General features: G+C 63.9%; 11 protein-coding genes and 2 pseudogenes. 4 read left to right on the forward strand and 9 right to left on the reverse strand.

Going from position 1 to position 18,085, the window contains the following annotated elements; translation table 11 throughout:
- Positions 1-243: 243 nt before the first annotated feature.
- The 7 genes and pseudogenes from KF886_25995 to KF886_26025 all read right to left on the reverse strand — a co-directional run bounded on the left by KF886_25995 (position 244) and on the right by KF886_26025 (position 6,705).
- Positions 244-1,284 carry a DUF1559 domain-containing protein gene (locus KF886_25995; protein ID MBX3180816.1) on the reverse strand — a complete coding sequence of 347 codons (1,041 nt, stop codon included), beginning with the start codon at positions 1,282-1,284 and terminating at the stop codon, positions 244-246.
- A 1,488-nt stretch (positions 1,285-2,772) separates the two neighbouring features.
- Entirely contained in the window at positions 2,773-3,195 is a 423-nt protein-coding gene (locus KF886_26000; protein MBX3180817.1) for a hypothetical protein, read from the reverse strand.
- Between the two features lie 185 nt (positions 3,196-3,380).
- A complete protein-coding gene (locus KF886_26005; GenBank protein ID MBX3180818.1) occupies positions 3,381-4,004 on the reverse strand; it encodes a hypothetical protein in 624 nt (207 codons plus the stop codon).
- Between the two features lie 390 nt (positions 4,005-4,394).
- Positions 4,395-4,484, reverse strand: a pseudogene (locus KF886_26010) (type II secretion system protein).
- Positions 4,485-5,052: 568 nt separating this feature from the next.
- On the reverse strand, positions 5,053-5,469 hold the full coding sequence (locus KF886_26015; protein ID MBX3180819.1) for an ankyrin repeat domain-containing protein: 417 nt from the start codon (positions 5,467-5,469) through the stop codon (positions 5,053-5,055).
- Positions 5,470-5,640: 171 nt separating this feature from the next.
- Positions 5,641-6,105, reverse strand: a complete 465-nt coding sequence (locus KF886_26020; GenBank protein MBX3180820.1) for a hypothetical protein — start codon at positions 6,103-6,105, stop codon at positions 5,641-5,643.
- Positions 6,106-6,381: 276 nt separating this feature from the next.
- Positions 6,382-6,705 (reverse strand): annotated as a pseudogene (locus KF886_26025) (prepilin-type N-terminal cleavage/methylation domain-containing protein).
- Positions 6,706-7,496: 791 nt separating this feature from the next.
- Here KF886_26025 and KF886_26030 point away from each other — a divergent pair.
- The 3 genes from KF886_26030 to ilvB all read left to right on the forward strand — a co-directional run bounded on the left by KF886_26030 (position 7,497) and on the right by ilvB (position 14,420).
- On the forward strand, positions 7,497-10,427 hold the full coding sequence (locus KF886_26030; protein ID MBX3180821.1) for a hypothetical protein: 2,931 nt from the start codon (positions 7,497-7,499) through the stop codon (positions 10,425-10,427).
- A gap of 87 nt (positions 10,428-10,514) precedes the next feature.
- On the forward strand, positions 10,515-12,416 hold the full coding sequence (locus KF886_26035; GenBank protein ID MBX3180822.1) for a 30S ribosomal protein S1: 1,902 nt from the start codon (positions 10,515-10,517) through the stop codon (positions 12,414-12,416).
- A gap of 231 nt (positions 12,417-12,647) precedes the next feature.
- The gene (ilvB, locus tag KF886_26040; protein MBX3180823.1) at positions 12,648-14,420 is read left to right on the forward strand and encodes a biosynthetic-type acetolactate synthase large subunit; all 1,773 of its coding nucleotides are present in this window, start codon (positions 12,648-12,650) and stop codon (positions 14,418-14,420) included.
- Positions 14,421-14,667: 247 nt separating this feature from the next.
- Here the strand turns inward: ilvB and hemW are convergent, their stop codons facing one another.
- Entirely contained in the window at positions 14,668-15,747 is a 1,080-nt protein-coding gene (hemW, locus tag KF886_26045) for a radical SAM family heme chaperone HemW (protein MBX3180824.1), read from the reverse strand.
- Between the two features lie 109 nt (positions 15,748-15,856).
- Between hemW and KF886_26050 the strand changes: the two genes are divergently transcribed.
- Complete coding sequence (locus tag KF886_26050) at positions 15,857-16,927, forward strand: DUF2920 family protein (GenBank protein ID MBX3180825.1); 1,071 nt, start codon at positions 15,857-15,859, stop codon at positions 16,925-16,927.
- An 18-nt stretch (positions 16,928-16,945) separates the two neighbouring features.
- Here the strand turns inward: KF886_26050 and KF886_26055 are convergent, their stop codons facing one another.
- Positions 16,946-17,953, reverse strand: a complete 1,008-nt coding sequence (locus KF886_26055; protein ID MBX3180826.1) for a hypothetical protein — start codon at positions 17,951-17,953, stop codon at positions 16,946-16,948.
- Between the last annotated feature and the right edge of the window lie 132 nt (positions 17,954-18,085).

Consider the following 18,085-nt stretch of genomic DNA (forward strand, 5'->3'; position numbering starts at 1 on the left):
TATATCGTCCATTGGCTGGTAAACCGCCGGTGCGGTCGCTTCGTCCATATTGCTGCAACCCATCACGAACGCGGCCAGCACGATTGTCCATGTCCAACGCGATTTCATTGCGCCTCCTGTTTCTGAGTCCCTGGCCCGGAATCCCATGGGAATTCCGCCCGTTGAAAAAAATGGGCGCGCGCCCGGGTCGAGCGCGCGCCGTACTCAACTATTCCAGTTCACGATCCGCTCGGCCATCCGGCTTCAGGTCGCGCGACCGATGATCGCGGTGCGGCCGTCGCCGATATCGCCATCGTTGGCGGGATACTTCACGAACGTCACGTGGCCGTCCATGTGAAGGATGTTGATCCCGCCGGGGATGTGGGCGAAGCCATTCTTGCTGCGGCCGCTTACGCCGATGCGGTCCCACATCACGGCGACTTCGCTCTGGGCCTTGGCGCTGGCGCCGGGATTGTTGATGTCCGTGATCAGGAAGCGTTCAACGCCTTCGCGGAGGATCAGAATGTTTCCGGTGCCTCCGCCGCTGCCCTGGGCGATGGTCTTGCTGACGCCCACCGAATTGTAATCGGCTTCAACGCTGTCGAAGTACGCCTGCAGGTCACCAAGACTCGGCGTGTTGCCGTAAGGGTGTCCGCCGCCGAAGCGGATGTCGTTATCGGCCAGATTCACCCACGCGTCACGGGAAGCGGCGTCCACGCCGGTGTCCGGGAAGTCGCCGCGCCACGCAGACCATACGATACGCATCGTATCAACCGTATGAGAATTATCCGCCAGCCAGCTGATATAGATGTAGTTGCGGTCATCGAAGAGGGTCGGGTTAAGTCCCCAGCCCAGCGAACGATCAATCGGCGAACGGCACCAGCCACCCGACGGGCACATGAAAGAGTCGGGGTTCTGGTGCGAGTCGGTACCGGATGGGCACCAGTAGATGTTCAGGTCGGCAATGTATTCCGGATAGACCAGGGCGCCCTGCGGCGCGCTGAGCATCTTGTGGGGGCCGCAGGCGCTGCCCACCGCGCCCGGATCGCCCGCGCTCTGGCAGGGGAGCCGCTCCACGCCCGTGGACATCCGCGGGAACTTCTCGCCCTGGGACTCGTTGGCGTACATCTTGTACACGAGGCCCCACTGCTTGAGGTTGTTCTGGCAGCTCGCGCGCCGTGCGGCTTCGCGGGCGCGGGCGAGTGCGGGCAGCAGAATTGCCGCCAGGATACCGATGATCGCGATGACCACCAGCAGTTCGATCAGGGTGAAACCTTTACGGTCTCTGTACAGGGTCGATTTCATCGAAATGAATCCTTTCGAGTTATGAGGGGAACACGGAGATTCCAACATCTCATGGGTGAAACTGCCTATTCTCCGCCTGATTGCGGTGGCGCGCGCCCACGATACCTATCGCGTGTGGATCGCGCCGCGGCTCTCCCACCGCGCACAAGCCTTCGTATCGTCCCCCTGATTCATCACACCATAGCAGTCCTCCATCGGTTGTGGAGGAAGCCCGCCCGACCTTGCGCCGTCGGTGCGCCGTAATTGATTCCGGACGGCCCTACCCAAGCCTCGTTGTTGACTCACGCGCGGCGTGCTTCTCACCGCGCCTCCGACGTTAACTTGGTTTTATAATTACACCAATACCGTAATTTGTCAACACAAAACATCCTTAATTCTATAATTTCAATACAAATTATAAATGCGCAGCGCAGCCGCTGGCCACAACCGAATAGATTGGAACCGCGAATGAACACGAATGAACGCGAATTGTATGGTGGTTCGTGGCGCAACGATGATGAATGTAGTGTACTCGGGATTGCCGCTCTTTCGCCCCGCCTGGCCGCGATCCGATTTTGTGACCACGGATTACGCAGGGCAGCCTCTGGCCGCAACCAAAGAAATGATCACCACGAAGGGCGCGAAGGCCACGAAGAGAAAGAGAGACGAAGTTTTGACCGCAGAGAACGCAGAGAGCGCATAGGGTGATTTCTTGTACGCAGATGGATCGGGTGAATGATCGAGAGCGCATTCTTAACCACGAATGAACACCAATGCACACGATTGCATCGGGAGCAGCCGCGGGCGGCGATCAAGAATTGCGCCCACGGATTGCACTGATGACACGGATAGAAAATGATGCCGGTCGGCGGGGTGTGCAGGCGGCTGCGTGCTGTTTCCAAGGCAGCCTGTTCGGATTGTTCAGCATCGGAATTGTAGCGGGGTTGATCGGGTGGCGGGCTTCTTCTTTGTCTTGTTTGGTTCGCGTGTCTCTTCAATCCGTGTCATCGGTGTAATCCGTGGGCAAGAAAAGAATTTCGACCACGAAACTTGTGGAAGGGCCCGGAGATTCTCCCTGGGTTTTGCGCTTCGTAAATGCTTTTACAACATATGGTTATATGGATTTTGAACGAAAGAACTTGCAGAAAAAACAAAAAAATGAGGGATAGTAGTGCGAAGACCACGAAGGAAAGAAGTTGGAAGGATTGATATTCACGCGAAGGCGCAAAGACGCAAAGGAGCTGGTGTGGGCTTCATGCGTTCCTGAAGCGATTGAACCACGAATCCGCGTAGAGCAGCAACCGCGTGTCGCAACCAGGATATTGAACCACGAATGCCCACGAATTGACACGAATCGATCGGAATTCTACGGACCTGAAATCCATTCGTAAAGTTTTTAAATTCAATTACTTATGACTTAAATTTTCCTTTTTTCGTCAAAGAAACAAGTAAATGACGGTTAGTGGTATGGTGGCGGGGCGCCCCGGCGGGACGCCCCGCATGCGAAGCTCAACGCGCGTTTGCGGCGACTTCGTGCAGGTATTTGCTCAGGTCGACGTGGGCCTCCTGGAGCGCGGTCTCCGCGGGAATCTCCCCGTTGATATTCTCCACGTTCGGGTTTGCGCCGTTGTCCAGCAAAACATTCACAACCCGGCGGTTGCCGACGAGGGCCGCGACGTGCAGGGGCGTGTTGTAGTAGGTGTCCTCGTAGATGTTAACGAGATCGGGATTGGCTTTGAGCAGGCTATTGAGCTTCGAGGTTTCTCCGAGGTTGACGTAGCGGAACACAAGATCGCTTGGCGCGAGCGTAGCCTCGTCGATTTGCGCGTTTCCGTCCCAGTTCGCGTCGTTCGAGCAAGCGCTCATTCCGGCGACCAGCGCGACGGCGAGAATGGGCGCAATCCAGGCGGGCAATTGGTGTGAAGATATCATGCAAGACCACTCCTTGCGGCGCGGCGCTCCCCCCGGATCGGGGCCGCCGGGCGCAATTTAGTACCTGGCGCCGCGGCGGGCGCCGTCGAATCCGAAAAAGGGGCGCCGGAAGCTTTTCGCTCCGGCGCCCGCGCTATGAAGCTTTCAGCGGGCGGCGCCGGGAAGCCGGCGCCACCATCGGCCTATCACGGGAAGTCCAGCCCGTTGCCCCACGGCGGAATGCGGAACGCGAACTCGTTCACCGGCCAGAGGCCCGCGGTCCGCAGCTTGCCGAACTGCACGTGGCCGTCCATGAACAGGATGTTCATGCCGCCCGGAGCGTGGTGGAAACGCCCGTCGCCGCTCATGCCGCCGCCGACCGCGGAGCCATAAGCCCGCGATTCATCCAGCATGACCACAATGCCCGATTGCGCTTCGGCCGAGGCGCCCGGATTGTTGATATCGGTGATTACGAAGCGTTCAATGCCTTCGCGAAGCAGCAGCTGCGTGTAGGTCTTTCCGGAGGGCAGATCAAAGGTCTGGCCACCCATCTTGTTCTTCCACAGCGTGGCGGTCTCCCGGCCCACATTCAGCCCGTTCATGTCGTTGGGGCCGATGACCCCGCGGCGGAAGGTGCTGGCGACCGAATAGAAGTCTTCAAGATTGCTGTTCATCAGGTCCGGCGGAATAATGTAATTGTAGTAGCGGAAGGCCCGCACGTCGGTCCAGCCAGTGGCGAGCAGATCCGTGTGGGGCTGGGGGGTACACCAATTTGGCGTGACATCGCAACCATTGTATGAGCGCCCGCGCGCGGGCAGGCCCGGAATCATTAACGGGCTGCCCAGGTCCACGCCCTCCTTTCCCCAGCAGGGATTGTCGGTGTCGTTGTCCGCCACGGCAAGCGCCACGACGGTGGGATCGCAGCCCGCCAGGACATTGCGGGGATCGCTGAGATCGGTCTGCTGATAGAGCGAGTAGCGGCCCGCCGACGGGCAAAGGAGGCTCATGTCCGTCAGGTATTCTGGATACACCTCCCACCATCCGATAAACTGATTCATGCGCTTGTTCTGAAAGTCCCCGGTCGTGTTGGTGATGTCGATGCCGGAAAATGGCCACCGCTCGCCCGTGGACTCGTTGGAAAACATCTTGCAAACCAGGCCCCACTGTTTGAGGTTGTTCTGGCAGCTTGCGCGGCGTGCGGCCTCGCGGGCGCGGGCGAGGGCCGGCAACAGGATGGCCGCCAGAATGCCGATGATCGCGATGACCACCAGCAATTCGATCAGGGTGAAACCCTTGCGGTTTCGGTGCATAGTCGATTTCATGGAAATGAATCCTTTCATCTTTTCGAATAGCGATAGATAAAGACTACGTCCAGGACTGGTGTGGGTCCGCCGGGGGAGCGGCTCCCATGCCGATAACAATCACACCATCGCTGTCCTCCCTGGTTGGCGGACAAGCCCGCACCGGGATCGGTGTACCGTGCGTTGTCATGGCGGGAAGCTCATCCGCATAGTTCTTTCCATCTCAAACCAGCGGCCTCTGCCGACCCGCCATCTGCGACCGCCGGATTTCCATAATTGCACGAATACCGTAAGATGTCAACAACAATGATTATTATTGCGATGATTTGATCCGAATATATATTATTCTGTAATTCCCTTGTATATATCTGGATTTCATAGAAATACAATTAATTCCCCTGCCGGATCGGGCGCGTGATCGGGGCCAGGAAGAGGCGGGCGGCGGGGCGCTACGGGCGGGGGGAGAGAAAGGCGGACGGCCGGGGCAAAACCAGCGGGCCGTGGCGGGCACCGGTTGGAACCACCACGGCCCTGATGGGCGTCGTCCGGTGTTGGGGAGGCCGTATTTCGGAAGGACTCAGTAGCGCCCGGCCTCGCGGGCGAGGGCTTCACGGATCAGATCCATGACCTCCCTGGAGGCCCCCCCCTGGGATGCGGCGTCCAGCGGATAGTAGCCGTCGTTGTCCTCGAAGTTGGCGTAGGCCCCTTTTTCGAGCAGGTACCGGACGACAGCCGCGTGGCCGCCCTCGGCCGCGTAGTGCAGGAGGCTTCGCCCGTTGGCGTCGTAGGCCTCGAGGTAGCGGGCGTCACCTTCCACGCAGGCCTTCACGTAGTTCAGATCGCCCTTGAAGGCGGCGTCGGCGGCCTGCGCAAAGAGATCGCCCGGCTGGTTGGCGGATATGCCGATTTCCGGCGCCTGGGAGCAGCCGGCCAACAGGGCGGCGGCTAGCATCGCGAGCGCGGGAAGCGTGCGGCGGACAGGATTAAACTTCATGGAAAGGTACTCCGGTTCTGGCGTCGCACCGTGGCGCGGCAGCGTTCCGACACACACGTTGCGGGTTGCAAAAAAGCCGGGGCGCCGACTGGCGCCCCGGCGATTACATTGGCATTGACGATACAGCGTCGCGGGAGCGAATGCACCGGCGCGCTTCCGCGCGGGGCGGGATCAGCCCGGCCAGCGGATGGGCAGCCCGCTCGTGCCGACCTTGTAGGCGTTCTGGTTGGTCACCCACGTGGTGCCGCTGTCTTTGCGGGAGAATTCCACGTGGCCGTCCATGAACAGAACGTTCACGCCGCCGGGAACGTGGTTGTAGCGGCCCCAGGTGTTGCCGCTCTTCTGGGCTTCGTCGTACAGGCAGACGATCTCGGACTGGGCCTGGGCCGACGCGCCGGCGTTGTTGATGTCGGTGATGAAGAAGCGCTCGACGCCTTCACGCAGGCGGTTGAACGTCGCCGAGATACCCGAAGGCAGCGTGTAGGTGCGGGTGGAATTGCGCTGGTTCCAGTGCAGCGGCGTCACACCGCCGGCCGGCTGGATAGGCGCTTCCACCGCGTTCGAGTTCAAGAGCGAGCCGATGGCCTGGTAATCGTCCGCGTTGTTGAACCACTTGGGATCCAAGGCGTAGACCATGTACTTGTAGGCGCGAATATCCGCATAGCCTTCCGAGAGATCGGTGTGCGGATACGGGGCGCACTGGTTCGGGGTAATGTCGCAGCCGTTGTACCAGCGGGCGGGCGGCGAGCCCAGAACGAGCGGATCACCCGGGTTAACGGCCTGCTTGCCGTAGCACGGGTTGTCTGTCTCGTTGTTCAGCGTCGCGTAGTCCACGGTGCTCTGGTCGCAGCCGGCAAGCACATTGCGCGGATTGCTCAGATCCGTACCCGCGTAGCGGCCCGTGTTCTGGGCGGAAGGGCAAATACCCACGCTGATGTCCGTCAGATACTCGGGGTAGACTTGCCACCACCCGACATACACGGCGGTCCGCTTCGTCGCGGTGAAGCCGGTGTTGGTGTGGTCGATGCTGCCGTACGGGAAAACTTCGCCCTGGCTTTCGTTGGCAAACATCTTGAGCACGAGGCCCCACTGCTTGAGGTTGTTCTGGCAGCTGGCGCGGCGGGCGGCCTCGCGGGCGCGGGCCAGGGCCGGCAGCAGAATCGCCGCCAGGATGCCGATGATCGCGATGACCACCAGCAATTCGATGAGGGTGAAACCTTTACGGTTTCGATGCATCTTCGATTGCATAACCATAGATCCTTCAATTGATAAAAACGTAATGAAAGGTAGACGGGGCCGGCGCTGGCGCCGATGGGGATCGCCGCGCTGACTGCGGACGGTCCCTGTTCCGCGCCCGCCCGCGCCGGACGGGCCTCATTCCATAAGCTCTCTCCTTCTGTGGCGGGCCGGACGCGCGAAGCGTGCGCCAGATTGTTGGACGCCCCCCCCGAGGAGTCCCCCTGGGACCCATCCACCGAACGCAACCCCGATGGAACTTCTTGCGCGGGGGGCGCGGCTTCAGGGCGCCGGCAGCCGTTGCGTGATTTTATGATGGCACAAGCGCGGCGAATTGTCAACACTAAAATCTTGAATTTCGATAATAGCACGCGTCACCGTTTCCGAGGATTTTCGTACCCAATCCTGAATACTAATGATTAAAATCGATAAATCATGGTCGTGCGTTAGCGAAATGAAGTCATTGTTCGTACGCGGAGCGGCGTAGCGGAAACTGGCCTGCGCGCGGATACCCGCCGGGTGCAGTAAGCGCACACCTGTCCCGCGCGCTACAAACAGGTCGAAGGTCCGCGATGGCGGATTCGTTGGCGGGCTCCTGGGTGCAAATAGGTGCGAGGTCGCGGGAAGTCACGCGGCGCGTTCGCTGAGGCGATCAGGCGGGTTGCCTTCGCTGACAGGAATGCCTGAGCCCGTGATGCGCCCCCTTCCCCCGTCGGTGTGCTATCCTTACCGCCGGGCGCGGCGGTGTGCGTCGATAACCGATGCCAGCGCCTTTGTGAAGGATTGCACGGTTGCCGTTTCGGGTTACGATCCTGGCCGCGCTGTTGTTTGGCGGGCCGCTTGCCGCGATCTGGGGATCGGCGGCGGTGGCGCCCGCGCCACAGCCGGTGAAGGGCGGGCGCGTCACCTGGATCGAGACCATGGCCGTGTCGGCCGCGGGGGCGATTGCGGGCGGCTACGCGGCGTATTACACGCTGGTGACCGTGGACGGCCCGAACGCAATGTTCTACGCGACGACCGATCCGCTGGCGGCGCCATCGGAACCCGGCCCGTTCGCGCCCGTCCCGGATCTGGCGTCCGGGAGCGGGTTTGGCGATCTGGGCTCCTTCGCTGTGGATCACACCACGGGCCAGTTCTTTTTCAGTGACGGAACCGGCGTATGGCGGGGATCCGTCGCGCCGGACTCGCTGGCGCGGGTATCGGCGGTAGCGGCGGGGCGGCATCTCGCGGTGGATTCGGGTCGGCTGTTTTTCACGACGGGGACCGCGCTCCATTTTGGCGCGATCGACCCCGCCTCGGGGGCCTTCCAGGAACACCCCGACAGCCCGGTGACGCTGCCGCTGGCCTCCGGGGACCCGATGCTGTTGGCCAGCCCGCACGACGGCCACCTGATCCTGTTTCAGCCGGGCACGGCGCTGCTGCGTTCCACCGCGCCGGCGACGCTGATCGACGAAACGACGGCCTACTATGCGCTCCAGCTCCCTGCGTCCAAATCGGGGGCGATCTGGACGGCGGTTGGCGCGGGTCCCGATGGGCGGCTGTTCCTCGGCGGGATCGCGCCGGACGGCGTCGGGCAGGTGGCCTACGCGGCGTTTCCGGGCGGATCCTGGGTTGAGGTGAACACGGGCGTACCGGCCGCGGTGGATGCGAGTTTCGCGTGGAGCGGCCTGCCGGAAGACTACATGGTCTACTTTGGCGGCGCGGTGAGCACCAGCCGGGGGGACGCGGGAAGCTGGGCCGCCGTTCCGTGGTCCGGCGAAGCCGGGGTGGCCCCACCGGATGGGCGGCGCGCGCACCGGGATGTCGCGGATCCGGCGCGGATGTATTTCAGCACGGCGGCGGGCCTGGCGGTTTCCGGCGACCGTGGCGCGCATCTGACGGATCGGAACACCGGCCTCAGGGGCGCGGCGGCGCGGGATATCGCCCTCGACGTGGAATCCGGCGCCGGTTGGATCGCCACGAACGCGGGTATTCGACGCTTCGCGCGGGATGGCGAGACCCGGACCTGGAGCGGTCCGCTGCTCCCCGATCCGCGCAGCGGGGACTACACCGCCGTGGCGGCGGATCCCTTTGTAGCAAACGGAATGGCCGCGTTTGCGGCGGGGGCCGCCATCTACCACACGGCTGACGCGGGCGCGACGTGGACCCGTCTCGCGGGGGCTCCGGACCCAGGCATCAACCGCCCCGGCGCGCAGGTAGCCGCACTGGCGGTCAGCCCCATTGCGCCGGGCGTCGTTGCGGCGGGCTTTGCGGGGATCGACGACACCACCCCGGGCGGGCTGTTCGTCAGTGCGGACGGCGGCGCTGTGTGGGCAGAAGTCCCACTGGAGACGTACGGGGAGTCGGTGCTGGCGCTGCTGGCGGAGCCCGACGCCAGCGTTCCGGTGTTTTACGCGGGCGTGCGGCAGCCCCAGGACGCACCGGGTGGCGCGGTGTTGTATCGGGTGGTGATCCCGTCCAGCGGCACGCCGGTCGTCACCCCCGAACTGGCGGGACCCCTGGCCGTTTCAAGCCTGGCCCGGCAGCGCGACGGATCGCGGATCGCGGCGGCGCGGTTGCCGGGAGAAACCCGGCCGGTGGTGTACCGGCGGACGCCGGGCGGCTCCTGGCGGACGATCCCCTCGGACGGCCTGCCGGAGGCGCCGCCCGGCCCCGTTGCGGCGGGTCCGGACCCGGAGAACTCGTCCCGGATCGCCCCCTGGATTGGCGCTGGCCACACCATCTACGTGTATTCGGATGACGCCTGGCACGCGTATTACGCCTTTTCCGCCGGGATGACCGTGCTGTCTCTCGGCTGGCCGAAGTGGCTCGCGGGTACGGACGCCGGGATCACCGCCCTGCCGCCGGAACCGGTGGCGCCCACCCTGGCGGTCGAGTTTCCGGCGGGCGGCGAGGCGCTCGAACCCGGGATGTCGTACACGGTTCGCTGGCGGACGCGGGGCGCGGTGGGCGATCGGGTGGTAGTCGAACTATTTCGGGGTATGGACGAGGTGCCGCTGCATGGCGTGGAGGCCATCAATCTGGGCGAGATCACCTGGGAGGCGCCGGCGGATGTTGTAGGCGGCGCGGACTATTATATACGGGTGTCCGACAATGGAACGCCGCCGCTCGTGGGCGAATCGGGCGCATTCAGTCTGATCCGGCCCGGCGTTGAGGGTGAAGGCGAAGGCGAAGGCGACGGTGAGGGCGAAGGTGAGGGCGAAGGTGAGGGCGAAGGCGAAGGTGAGGGCGAAGGTGAGGGCGAAGGCGAAGGCGAAGGCGAAGGCGAAGGCGAAGGCGAGGGCGAGGGCGAGGGCGAGGGCGAGGGCGAAGGCGAGGGCGAAGGCGAAGGGGAAGGCGAGGCCGAAGGCGAGGGCGAGGGCGAAGGTGAAGGTGAGGGTGAGGGTGAGGGTGAGGGTGAGCCCCAAACCGACGCGGATATTGCCCGCGGGTTGCTGGCGGCCTTTGCGGAAGCCGACACCAATGGCGACGGACGCCTGAGCCTGCTTGAGGCCCAGTCTGTCATGTCGGCATTAACCCAGGCGACCTTCAACCGCCTCGATCGGGACGGGGACGGCTTCCTGACCAGAACGGAACTGGAAGAAACCGCCTCGGGGGATCCCCCGGTCCGGGGGTGCGCCCCGGCAAAACGGGCCCGCGCGCTTCTGGGCGACGCCTTCCTCATCGGGCTGGCCCTTCTGGGGCTCCTGGCGCACCCGGGGCTGTCCGCCCGCCGCGGCTGATTTGACTCTCGCCGGGTCTGTTTGCTAGTCTACCAAGATGCCGCCTTGTGCGGTAAATCTTTTTTCCAAAGGAGATGAGATCTTCTCATGAGTCACGAAACAACGGAATACAACCAGCAGCTGATGGAATCCATTATGGCCGATGGCCTGTCCGAACTGGATTCGGAACTGGAAGCCGAATTGGCTGCCGCCAGCATGGAATCGCTTTTTGGCGAGGCCGTGCAGAATTTCAACGAGGGAGAAGTGGTCCAGGGCAAGGTCATGGAGATTACCGATGACCGGGTGCTCGTGGACATCGGGTACAAGAGCGAGGGCATCGTGCCCACGTCGGAGTTTCTCCAGCCGGACAAGCTCGCGGTGGGCGATGTTTTCGATTTCTATATCGAAGATCCGGAGAACGAAGCGGGCCTGCCCGTGCTTTCGAAGATGAAGGCGGACCGGATCAAGAACTGGGAGAAGGTGCAGGAGATTTACGAGGCGGATGGGACCATCGAGGGCACCATCGTTCGCCGCGTCAAGGGCGGCCTGAAGGTTGATATCGGCATCGACGCGTTCATGCCGGCGAGCCAGCTGACCTTCCGCCCGATGGGCGATCTCGAACGCTACATCGGCCAGTCGATGGAGCTGAAGATCATCAAGCTGACGAAGCGCCGCCGCAATGTGGTGGTGAGCCGCCGCAAGCTGCTCGAAGAGCAGCGCGCGGGCGAGAAGGAGAAGCTTCTCGAAACGATCGCCGTGGGCAAGATCCTGCGCGGCGAAGTGAAGAACATTACGGATTTCGGCGCCTTCGTGGACGTGGGCGGCATCGACGGCCTGCTCCACGTCACCGACATGAGCTGGGGCCGCGTGAAGCACCCGTCGCAGGTGGTGCAGGTTGGCCAGGCCATCGACGTGATGGTGCTGAGCTTCGACCCGCAGTCCGAGCGCATCAGCCTGGGGCTGAAGCAGAAGTCCGAGAACCCCTGGAAGACGGCGGTGGACCGCTACCCGGTGGGGACGGTGGCGCGCGGCCGCGTGGTCAGCATGACCGATTACGGCGCGTTCGTGCAGCTTGAAGAGGGCATCGAGGGCATGGTCCACGTCAGCGAGATGAGCTGGACCCGCCGCGTTCGCCACCCCAACGAGATCCTTCAGCTGGATCAGGAAGTGGACGTGATGATCCTGACGGTCGATCCGGATTCGGAGAAGATCGCGCTGGGCATCAAGCAGACGCAGCCGAACCCCTGGAAGCAGCTCGCGGAGCGCTACCCGGTCAATTCGGTGGTCACGGGCACCGTCCGCAACCTGACGGACTACGGCGCGTTCGTCCAGATCGAGGAAGGCATCGACGGCCTGCTGCACGTTAGCGACATCTCCTGGACGAAGAAGGTTCCGCACCCGTCCGAGGTGCTGGAGAAGGGCCAGGAAGTTCAGGTGAAGATCCTGAGCATCGATCCCGATTCCGAGAAGATCAGCGTGGGCATGAAGCAGCTTGAGACGGACCCGTGGCTGGCCGTCATCGAGAAGATGCCGATGGGCAGCGTGGTGGAAGTCGAAATCGCCAAGCTGGTGAGCTTCGGCGCCTTTGCGAAGCTGGACAACGGCATCGAGGGCCTGATTCACGTGAGCGAGCTTTCGTCCGATCGCGTTCAGAAGCCCGAGGAAGTGCTGAACATCGGCGACAAGGTGATGGCGAAGGTGATCAGCATCAGCGCGGCGGATCGCAAGATCGGCCTGAGCGTCCGCGAGGCGCAGCGCGACCTCGACAAGTCGCTGATGGACGAGCACGGCGAGAGCCGCGGCGCGGTGGACGTTTCCGCCGCGATGCAGGGTTCCGGCGCCGAGAGCATGATGCAGGCGGGCCGTAGCCTGGCCGACGTGGCCCACGAAATGATGGCGGCGGTAAGCCGGGCCGAGGCGGCGCGCACGGCGGAAGCCGCGGCCGAAGCCGAAGCCGCGGCGGCGGCGGCGGAAAGCGAAGCCGCCCCGGAAGCGGAGAAGGCCGAGTAGCTCCCGGCCCGACTATCAGGAACAGTGTGAAGAGCGCCGCCCGTACGCGAAGCGGCGCTCTTTTTTCTCATCGCGCCCCGCCGGGCGCTGTGCATAGGCCCCGGTAGGTACAGGAATACATAAAACAGGTCTGGCGGCCCTTCCGGCCGGCCCCGATCAGTACGCCAAGCAAGGAGACAGGACAGTATGGCCTTAGCGACCCAACCCCAGCATGCCCAGGCGGGCAAAACCATGACCGGCGCGGAAATGGTGATTCAGGTGCTTGCCGACGAGGGGATTGACGCGATCTTCGGCTACAGCGGCGGCGCGATCCTCCCCACCTACGACGCGGTCTTCCGCTGGAACCGGGACCACGCGGACCGCGAGATCAAGCTGATCGTGCCCGCGAACGAGCAGGGCGCGGGCTTCATGGCGGCCGGCTACTCCCGGGTGACCGGCAAGGTCGGGGTGGCCCTGGTGACCTCCGGGCCGGGCGCCACGAACACGGTCACGCCGGTGCGCGACGCCATGGCCGATTCGGTGCCCATGATCGTTATCAGCGGCCAGGTCCCCCGCGCGGCGGTCGGGACGGACGCCTTCCAGGAGGCGCCGGTCTTCAACATTATGAGCGCGTGCGCCAAGCACGTCTTCCTGGTGAAAAACCCGGAGGAGCTCGAGGCGACGGTCCGCACGGCGTTTCACATCGCGCGCAGCGGGCGTCCCGGCCCCGTGGTCATCGATATCCCGAAGGACGTCCAGAACTGGGAAGGCGAGTTCATCGGCACGGGGATGATTCCGATGATCGGTTACCAGCGCCGGATCGAGCGCCTCGAAGGCGCGACGCTCACCCCGGCGAAGGCCGAGGCCTTTTTCAGCTTGCTTGCGAAATCCAAGCGCCCGCTGATTTACGCCGGCGGCGGGGTCATCAACAGCAACGCGAGCGATGAGCTACGCGCGTTTGCGGCAAAGTACCAGATCCCGGTGGTCACGACGCTTCTGGGCATCGGCGCGATTGATACGACCGACGGCCTGTGTCTCCACATGCTCGGCATGCACGGCACGGCGTACGCCAACTATGCGGTGGAGGACTGCGACTTTCTCATCGCGGTCGGCGCGCGTTTCGACGATCGCGTTGCGGGCAAGCCCAAGGAGTTCGCGGCGCGCGCGAAGATCGCGCACATCGACATCGACGCCGCCGAAATCAACAAGGTCAAGGCGGTCGACTGGCACCAGGTCGGCGACGCGGGCATGGTCCTGCGCGCACTGATGTCGGCGGGGGGCGATCGCGAGATTTCGCACCAGCCGTGGCTCGATTATGTCCGCGAGCTCCGCGAGAAGCACAAGATGGCGTACAACACCGAAAGCGACCTGATCCAGCCGCAGGAGGTGTTGAGCCTGATCAACGAAATCACGAAGGGCGAGGCCATCGTCACCACGGGCGTGGGCCAGCACCAGATGTTCGCCGCGCAGTACTTCGACTTCAAGCACCCGCGCACCTGGCTGACCTCGGGCAGCATGGGCACGATGGGCTACGGCCTTCCCGCGGCCATCGGCGCGCAGATTGGGGCGCCCGACCGGGTCGTTATCGACGTCGACGGCGACGGCAGCATCCGCATGAACCTGGGCGAAATGGAAACCTGCACCAACTACAATATCCCAGTGAAGGTGCTGCTGCTGAACAACCAGGGCGACGGCATGGTGGTGCAGTGGCAGACGCTGTACTTCGGCAGCCGCTTCTCCGGCACGGACAAGACCCTCCACCAGAAGGATTTCGTGGCGGCGGCGAAGGCGGACGGCTACCAGTTCGCCGAGCGCGTGTCGGATCGCGCGGACCTGAAGAAGACGATCGAAGCCTTCATCAAGTTCGAGGGACCGGCCTTCCTCGAAGTGATGACGGACAAGCAGGCCTTCGTATACCCGATGGTCGGCCCCGGCCTGGCCTACAGGGACATGCTCGTCGGCCCGCACATCCAGGGCCGTGAGGACGATCCCTTCGCGCAGCTGGACGCCGCCGACGCATTCTAACGGGATCCGGATACCGGCCGCAGTCTTTCTTCGGGAGGCTGCGGCTTTTTCTTGTGACGCACCCGCCGTGTGACTTGTTCCCGGGGATTCCCGGGGAGTGGGCTACCGGCAATGGAGAGTCGTGCGCCTCCGGCGCCATGCGGGCGGGCCGTCCACCACGGCGCATCTTCGACCCGCGCTCCCATCGGTCCGCCCTTCCGTTGCGGGACGGGAGCCATTCTCGAGCGATGCTATCCCGTGCGTCTATCTACCCGACGAGCGCGAGGCCGATCTCGTTGTTGAGGTAGAAGCCCTCGGCGGTTGGGCGAATCCGGATACCGTCGTCTTCGAGCAACCCGCGATTGATCAGCGCACGCAGCGGCTCGCCGTAGTCCGATTCGACGGGGCGGCCAAATCGGGCGGTGTAGGCCTCTCGGGGGAGACCCTCCCGCAACCGGAAATGCTGAATCAGCGTCTCCAGCCGCTCCTCCTCCGGCCCGAGCGCAAGCGCCTCAATCTTCTGGCCGGGATTGCGCAGGTATGCGTCGGTGGTGATGGCGTTGCGCGCGCGAACGCCGTTGACGTAGGAATAGGCCCCCGTTCCAAAGCCGGCGTAGGATCCATTGCGCCAGTAGATCAGGTTGTGGCGCGCGTGGTGGCCAGGCTTGGCGTAATTTGAAATCTCGTAGTGATCGTAGGCACTCAGGATCGACTCCGCCTGCTGAAACATGGCCAGCGACACCTCGTCGGGGACCGCCTGGTCCGCGCGTTTGGCGAAAGGCGTGCCCTCCTCGTAGGTCAAGCCATAGGCGGAAATATGGGGCGGGTCGATGGCGACGGCTTCGCGCAGGGTTGGTTCCCAGGCGTTGATCGGCGGCGCGCCGAAGATCAGGTCGAGGCTCCACGTGTCGAAGTGCGCAGCCACGAGGTCGCAGGCCCGCCGCGCGGCGTCCGCGTCGTGACGGCGGCCCAGATAGCGCAGGACCGGCTCGGAGAAGCTCTGCACGCCGAGGCTTACGCGGTTGACGCCGAGCGCGCGCCATCCCGCCACCAATTCCGGCGTGAGATCGTCGGGGTTCGCTTCCAGGGTGATTTCCGCGTTCTCCAGCGCAAACCGGGCCGCCAGTGCGTCCAGAATCCGCGCCAGCCCGTCGATCGGCAACAGGGACGGGGTCCCGCCGCCGAAGAAGACACTCTCCGCCGCATCCGGACCCTCGAAGGCCTCAATCTCGCGGCACAGCGCGTCCACGAACGCCATGGGCGCGCCTGTGCGGGTGCGCTCCTTAACGAAGTCGCAATACGGGCAGAGTGTTTTGCAGTAGGGGATGTGGAGGTAGACGCCGAACATGGGCCTATTGTAGCAGGTTCCGCAGTTGGCGGTCGCGGCGCGCCTTGCGCCCGGGGCGATCCGTTTCCCATACTACGGGTTTGTTGAACCCAGGGAGCCCCCGAGAATCATGCGATATATTGCCCTTGCCGTCTCTATGTTCGTTTCGCTTACCGCCGCCGCGGATGACCGCGCCTGGCCGTCACTGCCGGAGACCAACGCGACGGCGGCGTTGCCCGCGCAGGATTGGGCCTTTCAGGAGGGGCCACGCGCGATCACGGCCTATGTTTACTACCCCGGCGGGTCGCTGGCGAATGTGAACGAGCAGACCGGCCTCTTTCTGAGCCTGCACAACTGGGGCGGGACCGGCGCGCGGGGCACGGCGGACCCGGAATTCCTGGCGAACCGCTACAATGTCGTGGCGATCTGCGTCGACTACCTGCAAAGCGGCAAATACGACAACCCAACCATGCCCCCCTACGACTTTGGCTACCTCCAGGCCCTGGACGCGATCCGCGCGCTCTACTGGGTCTTTGACGGCCTGAAGCAAGGCGGCCACGCCTTCCACGCCGGGCGCGTCTACGCCACGGGCGGGTCGGGCGGCGGCAATGTCTCGCAGATGGCGAACAAACTGGCGCCCCGGACCTTCGCGGCGATTGTGGACATGTGCGGCATGGCGAAGCTGAGCGACGACATCGCCTTCGGGATCGAGGGCGGATCGAGTCTCAACGCGGGCTACAGCCAGGACCCGGAGAGCCCCGAATACCTGACGCCCGACGCCCAGGCCCTCCGCGACCTGGGCAATCCGGTCCACCTGAAGCAGATGGTGGACTGGGGGCAGGAAACGATGATCTTCGTCGTACACGGCACGGCGGACGATGTGTGCCCCTTCGAGGACAAGCGCGCGGTCGTGCGCAACATGGTGGCGGCGGGCATGCCCGTGACCGCGCTCTTCCTGGAGGACGCGCACCTGGACGGCGAGGTCTTCAAGAGCACGGGCCACAGCCTCGGCGACCGCACGCGGATCGTAGCGCACATGGCGGACGCCCAACTTCGCCCCGACAGCCCGGACGCGGCCGTGCGCCAGGGTGCGACGGACTTCGAGCGCCGGGAGACGCTCTGCTACACCACCCCGAACGGCTGCTGGGAGATCAGCTACGCGGCGGGGTATCCCGTGGGGCGCTTTGTTCCCTCCGAGTGACGGCGCCGCGGATAAGGGCTACTCCCCCGCCCAGTCGCGGTAGCGCGCGAGGATGTCGGCGCGGGTGGTGAAGGGCGTCACGACGACGCGCATTTTGTACCCGTAGCGCTCCCCCACTTTTGGGTCGCGAATCACGTACTGCCAGTCCCACGCGGGGCTGTGGGGGTCGGGATTGCCCGCATCGTCCTTGATGAAATTCCAGAGCGCGAAGCGTATCGGCGCGGTCTGGTCGAACATGACGATGTACGCGAGCGCATCTCCGTCCGTCGTGAGATCCTGGTCGCCATCGAGCAGGCCGTAGTAGAAGGGATACACGAAGCGCTTCGCCGGGTGCTCAACGATGTTCAGCGCCTGGGCGTCGGGATCGAAGGGCAGCGGTTCCTCCCCCGCAAAGGCCACGGTCCCCGTTTCAAAGCCCTGAACATTGTCCGCCGCCGCGCCGAAGCGGATCCAGCGGGCCTCCCCCCCATCCTCCACGCCCCAGAAGTGAATCGGGCGGTCCACCGCGCGCTGCATGTAGCTCGCCCACATGAAGGCCAGGTAGCCGTGGGGCCATTTTTCCTCCAGCGGCACGGCGGTAAACCGCATGTCGATGGCGTCGGATTCCGAAAAAGTGTAGGTCATGCTGCAGGCCACGCCCCAGGCGGACATGTCGGCGGGCCAGCGCAACGTGGCCTGTTGCGGGCCCTGTTTCAGCAGGTAATTCGGTTCCCGGCGCGGCGTGAACATCGCGATGTCGTTGTACGCCGCCGATCCGTTGAAGATGTGCTCGAAATTCAGTCCCACCATCCGCGATCGAAACAAGCCGCGCTCCGGATAGAGCCGGTGGGCAAGGGAATTGAAGCCGCCGCCGTCGCGCCCGCGATTGCCCTCGTTATCCAGCAGCCAGCCGGACAGATCGGCATTGTGGAGAAAGGTTTCGTGGTGCGGCATCCCCGTCACGGCGCGGCCCGGCTCCGGGGACTGGGCCATGGCGGACAGCGCACTGAACACGGCGACGGCGATTGTGGTGGCTGGTTTTCTCATGGCGGCTGGTCTCATAGGAACATCATAGCGCGCAGCACCCATCAGTTGAGCGCGTGCGCGCACACGCCCATGCCGGCAAGGATGCCGGCGCTCCATCACGCGTCTCCTACAACGTTCTCCGTGGTCCTGAAA

It is taken from the genome of Candidatus Hydrogenedentota bacterium (assembly GCA_019637335.1).
GTDB lineage: Bacteria > Hydrogenedentota > Hydrogenedentia > Hydrogenedentales > JAEUWI01 > JAEUWI01.

Bases quoted from the DNA above. Each gene is read 5' to 3' on its own strand.
- hemW (MBX3180824.1), bottom strand. From the start codon at position 15,747: ATGTTCGGCGTCTACCTCCACATCCCCTACTGCAAAACACTCTGCCCG.
- KF886_26015 (MBX3180819.1), bottom strand. From the start codon at position 5,469: ATGAAGTTTAATCCTGTCCGCCGCACGCTTCCCGCGCTCGCGATGCTA.
- KF886_26035 (MBX3180822.1), top strand. From the start codon at position 10,515: ATGAGTCACGAAACAACGGAATACAACCAGCAGCTGATGGAATCCATT.
- KF886_26050 (MBX3180825.1), top strand. From the start codon at position 15,857: ATGCGATATATTGCCCTTGCCGTCTCTATGTTCGTTTCGCTTACCGCC.
- ilvB (MBX3180823.1), top strand. From the start codon at position 12,648: ATGACCGGCGCGGAAATGGTGATTCAGGTGCTTGCCGACGAGGGGATT.
- KF886_26055 (MBX3180826.1), bottom strand. From the start codon at position 17,953: ATGAGAAAACCAGCCACCACAATCGCCGTCGCCGTGTTCAGTGCGCTG.
- KF886_26020 (MBX3180820.1), bottom strand. From the start codon at position 6,105: ATGGTCTACGCCTTGGATCCCAAGTGGTTCAACAACGCGGACGATTAC.
- KF886_26000 (MBX3180817.1), bottom strand. From the start codon at position 3,195: ATGATATCTTCACACCAATTGCCCGCCTGGATTGCGCCCATTCTCGCC.
- KF886_26005 (MBX3180818.1), bottom strand. From the start codon at position 4,004: ATGATTCCGGGCCTGCCCGCGCGCGGGCGCTCATACAATGGTTGCGAT.
- KF886_25995 (MBX3180816.1), bottom strand. From the start codon at position 1,284: ATGAAATCGACCCTGTACAGAGACCGTAAAGGTTTCACCCTGATCGAA.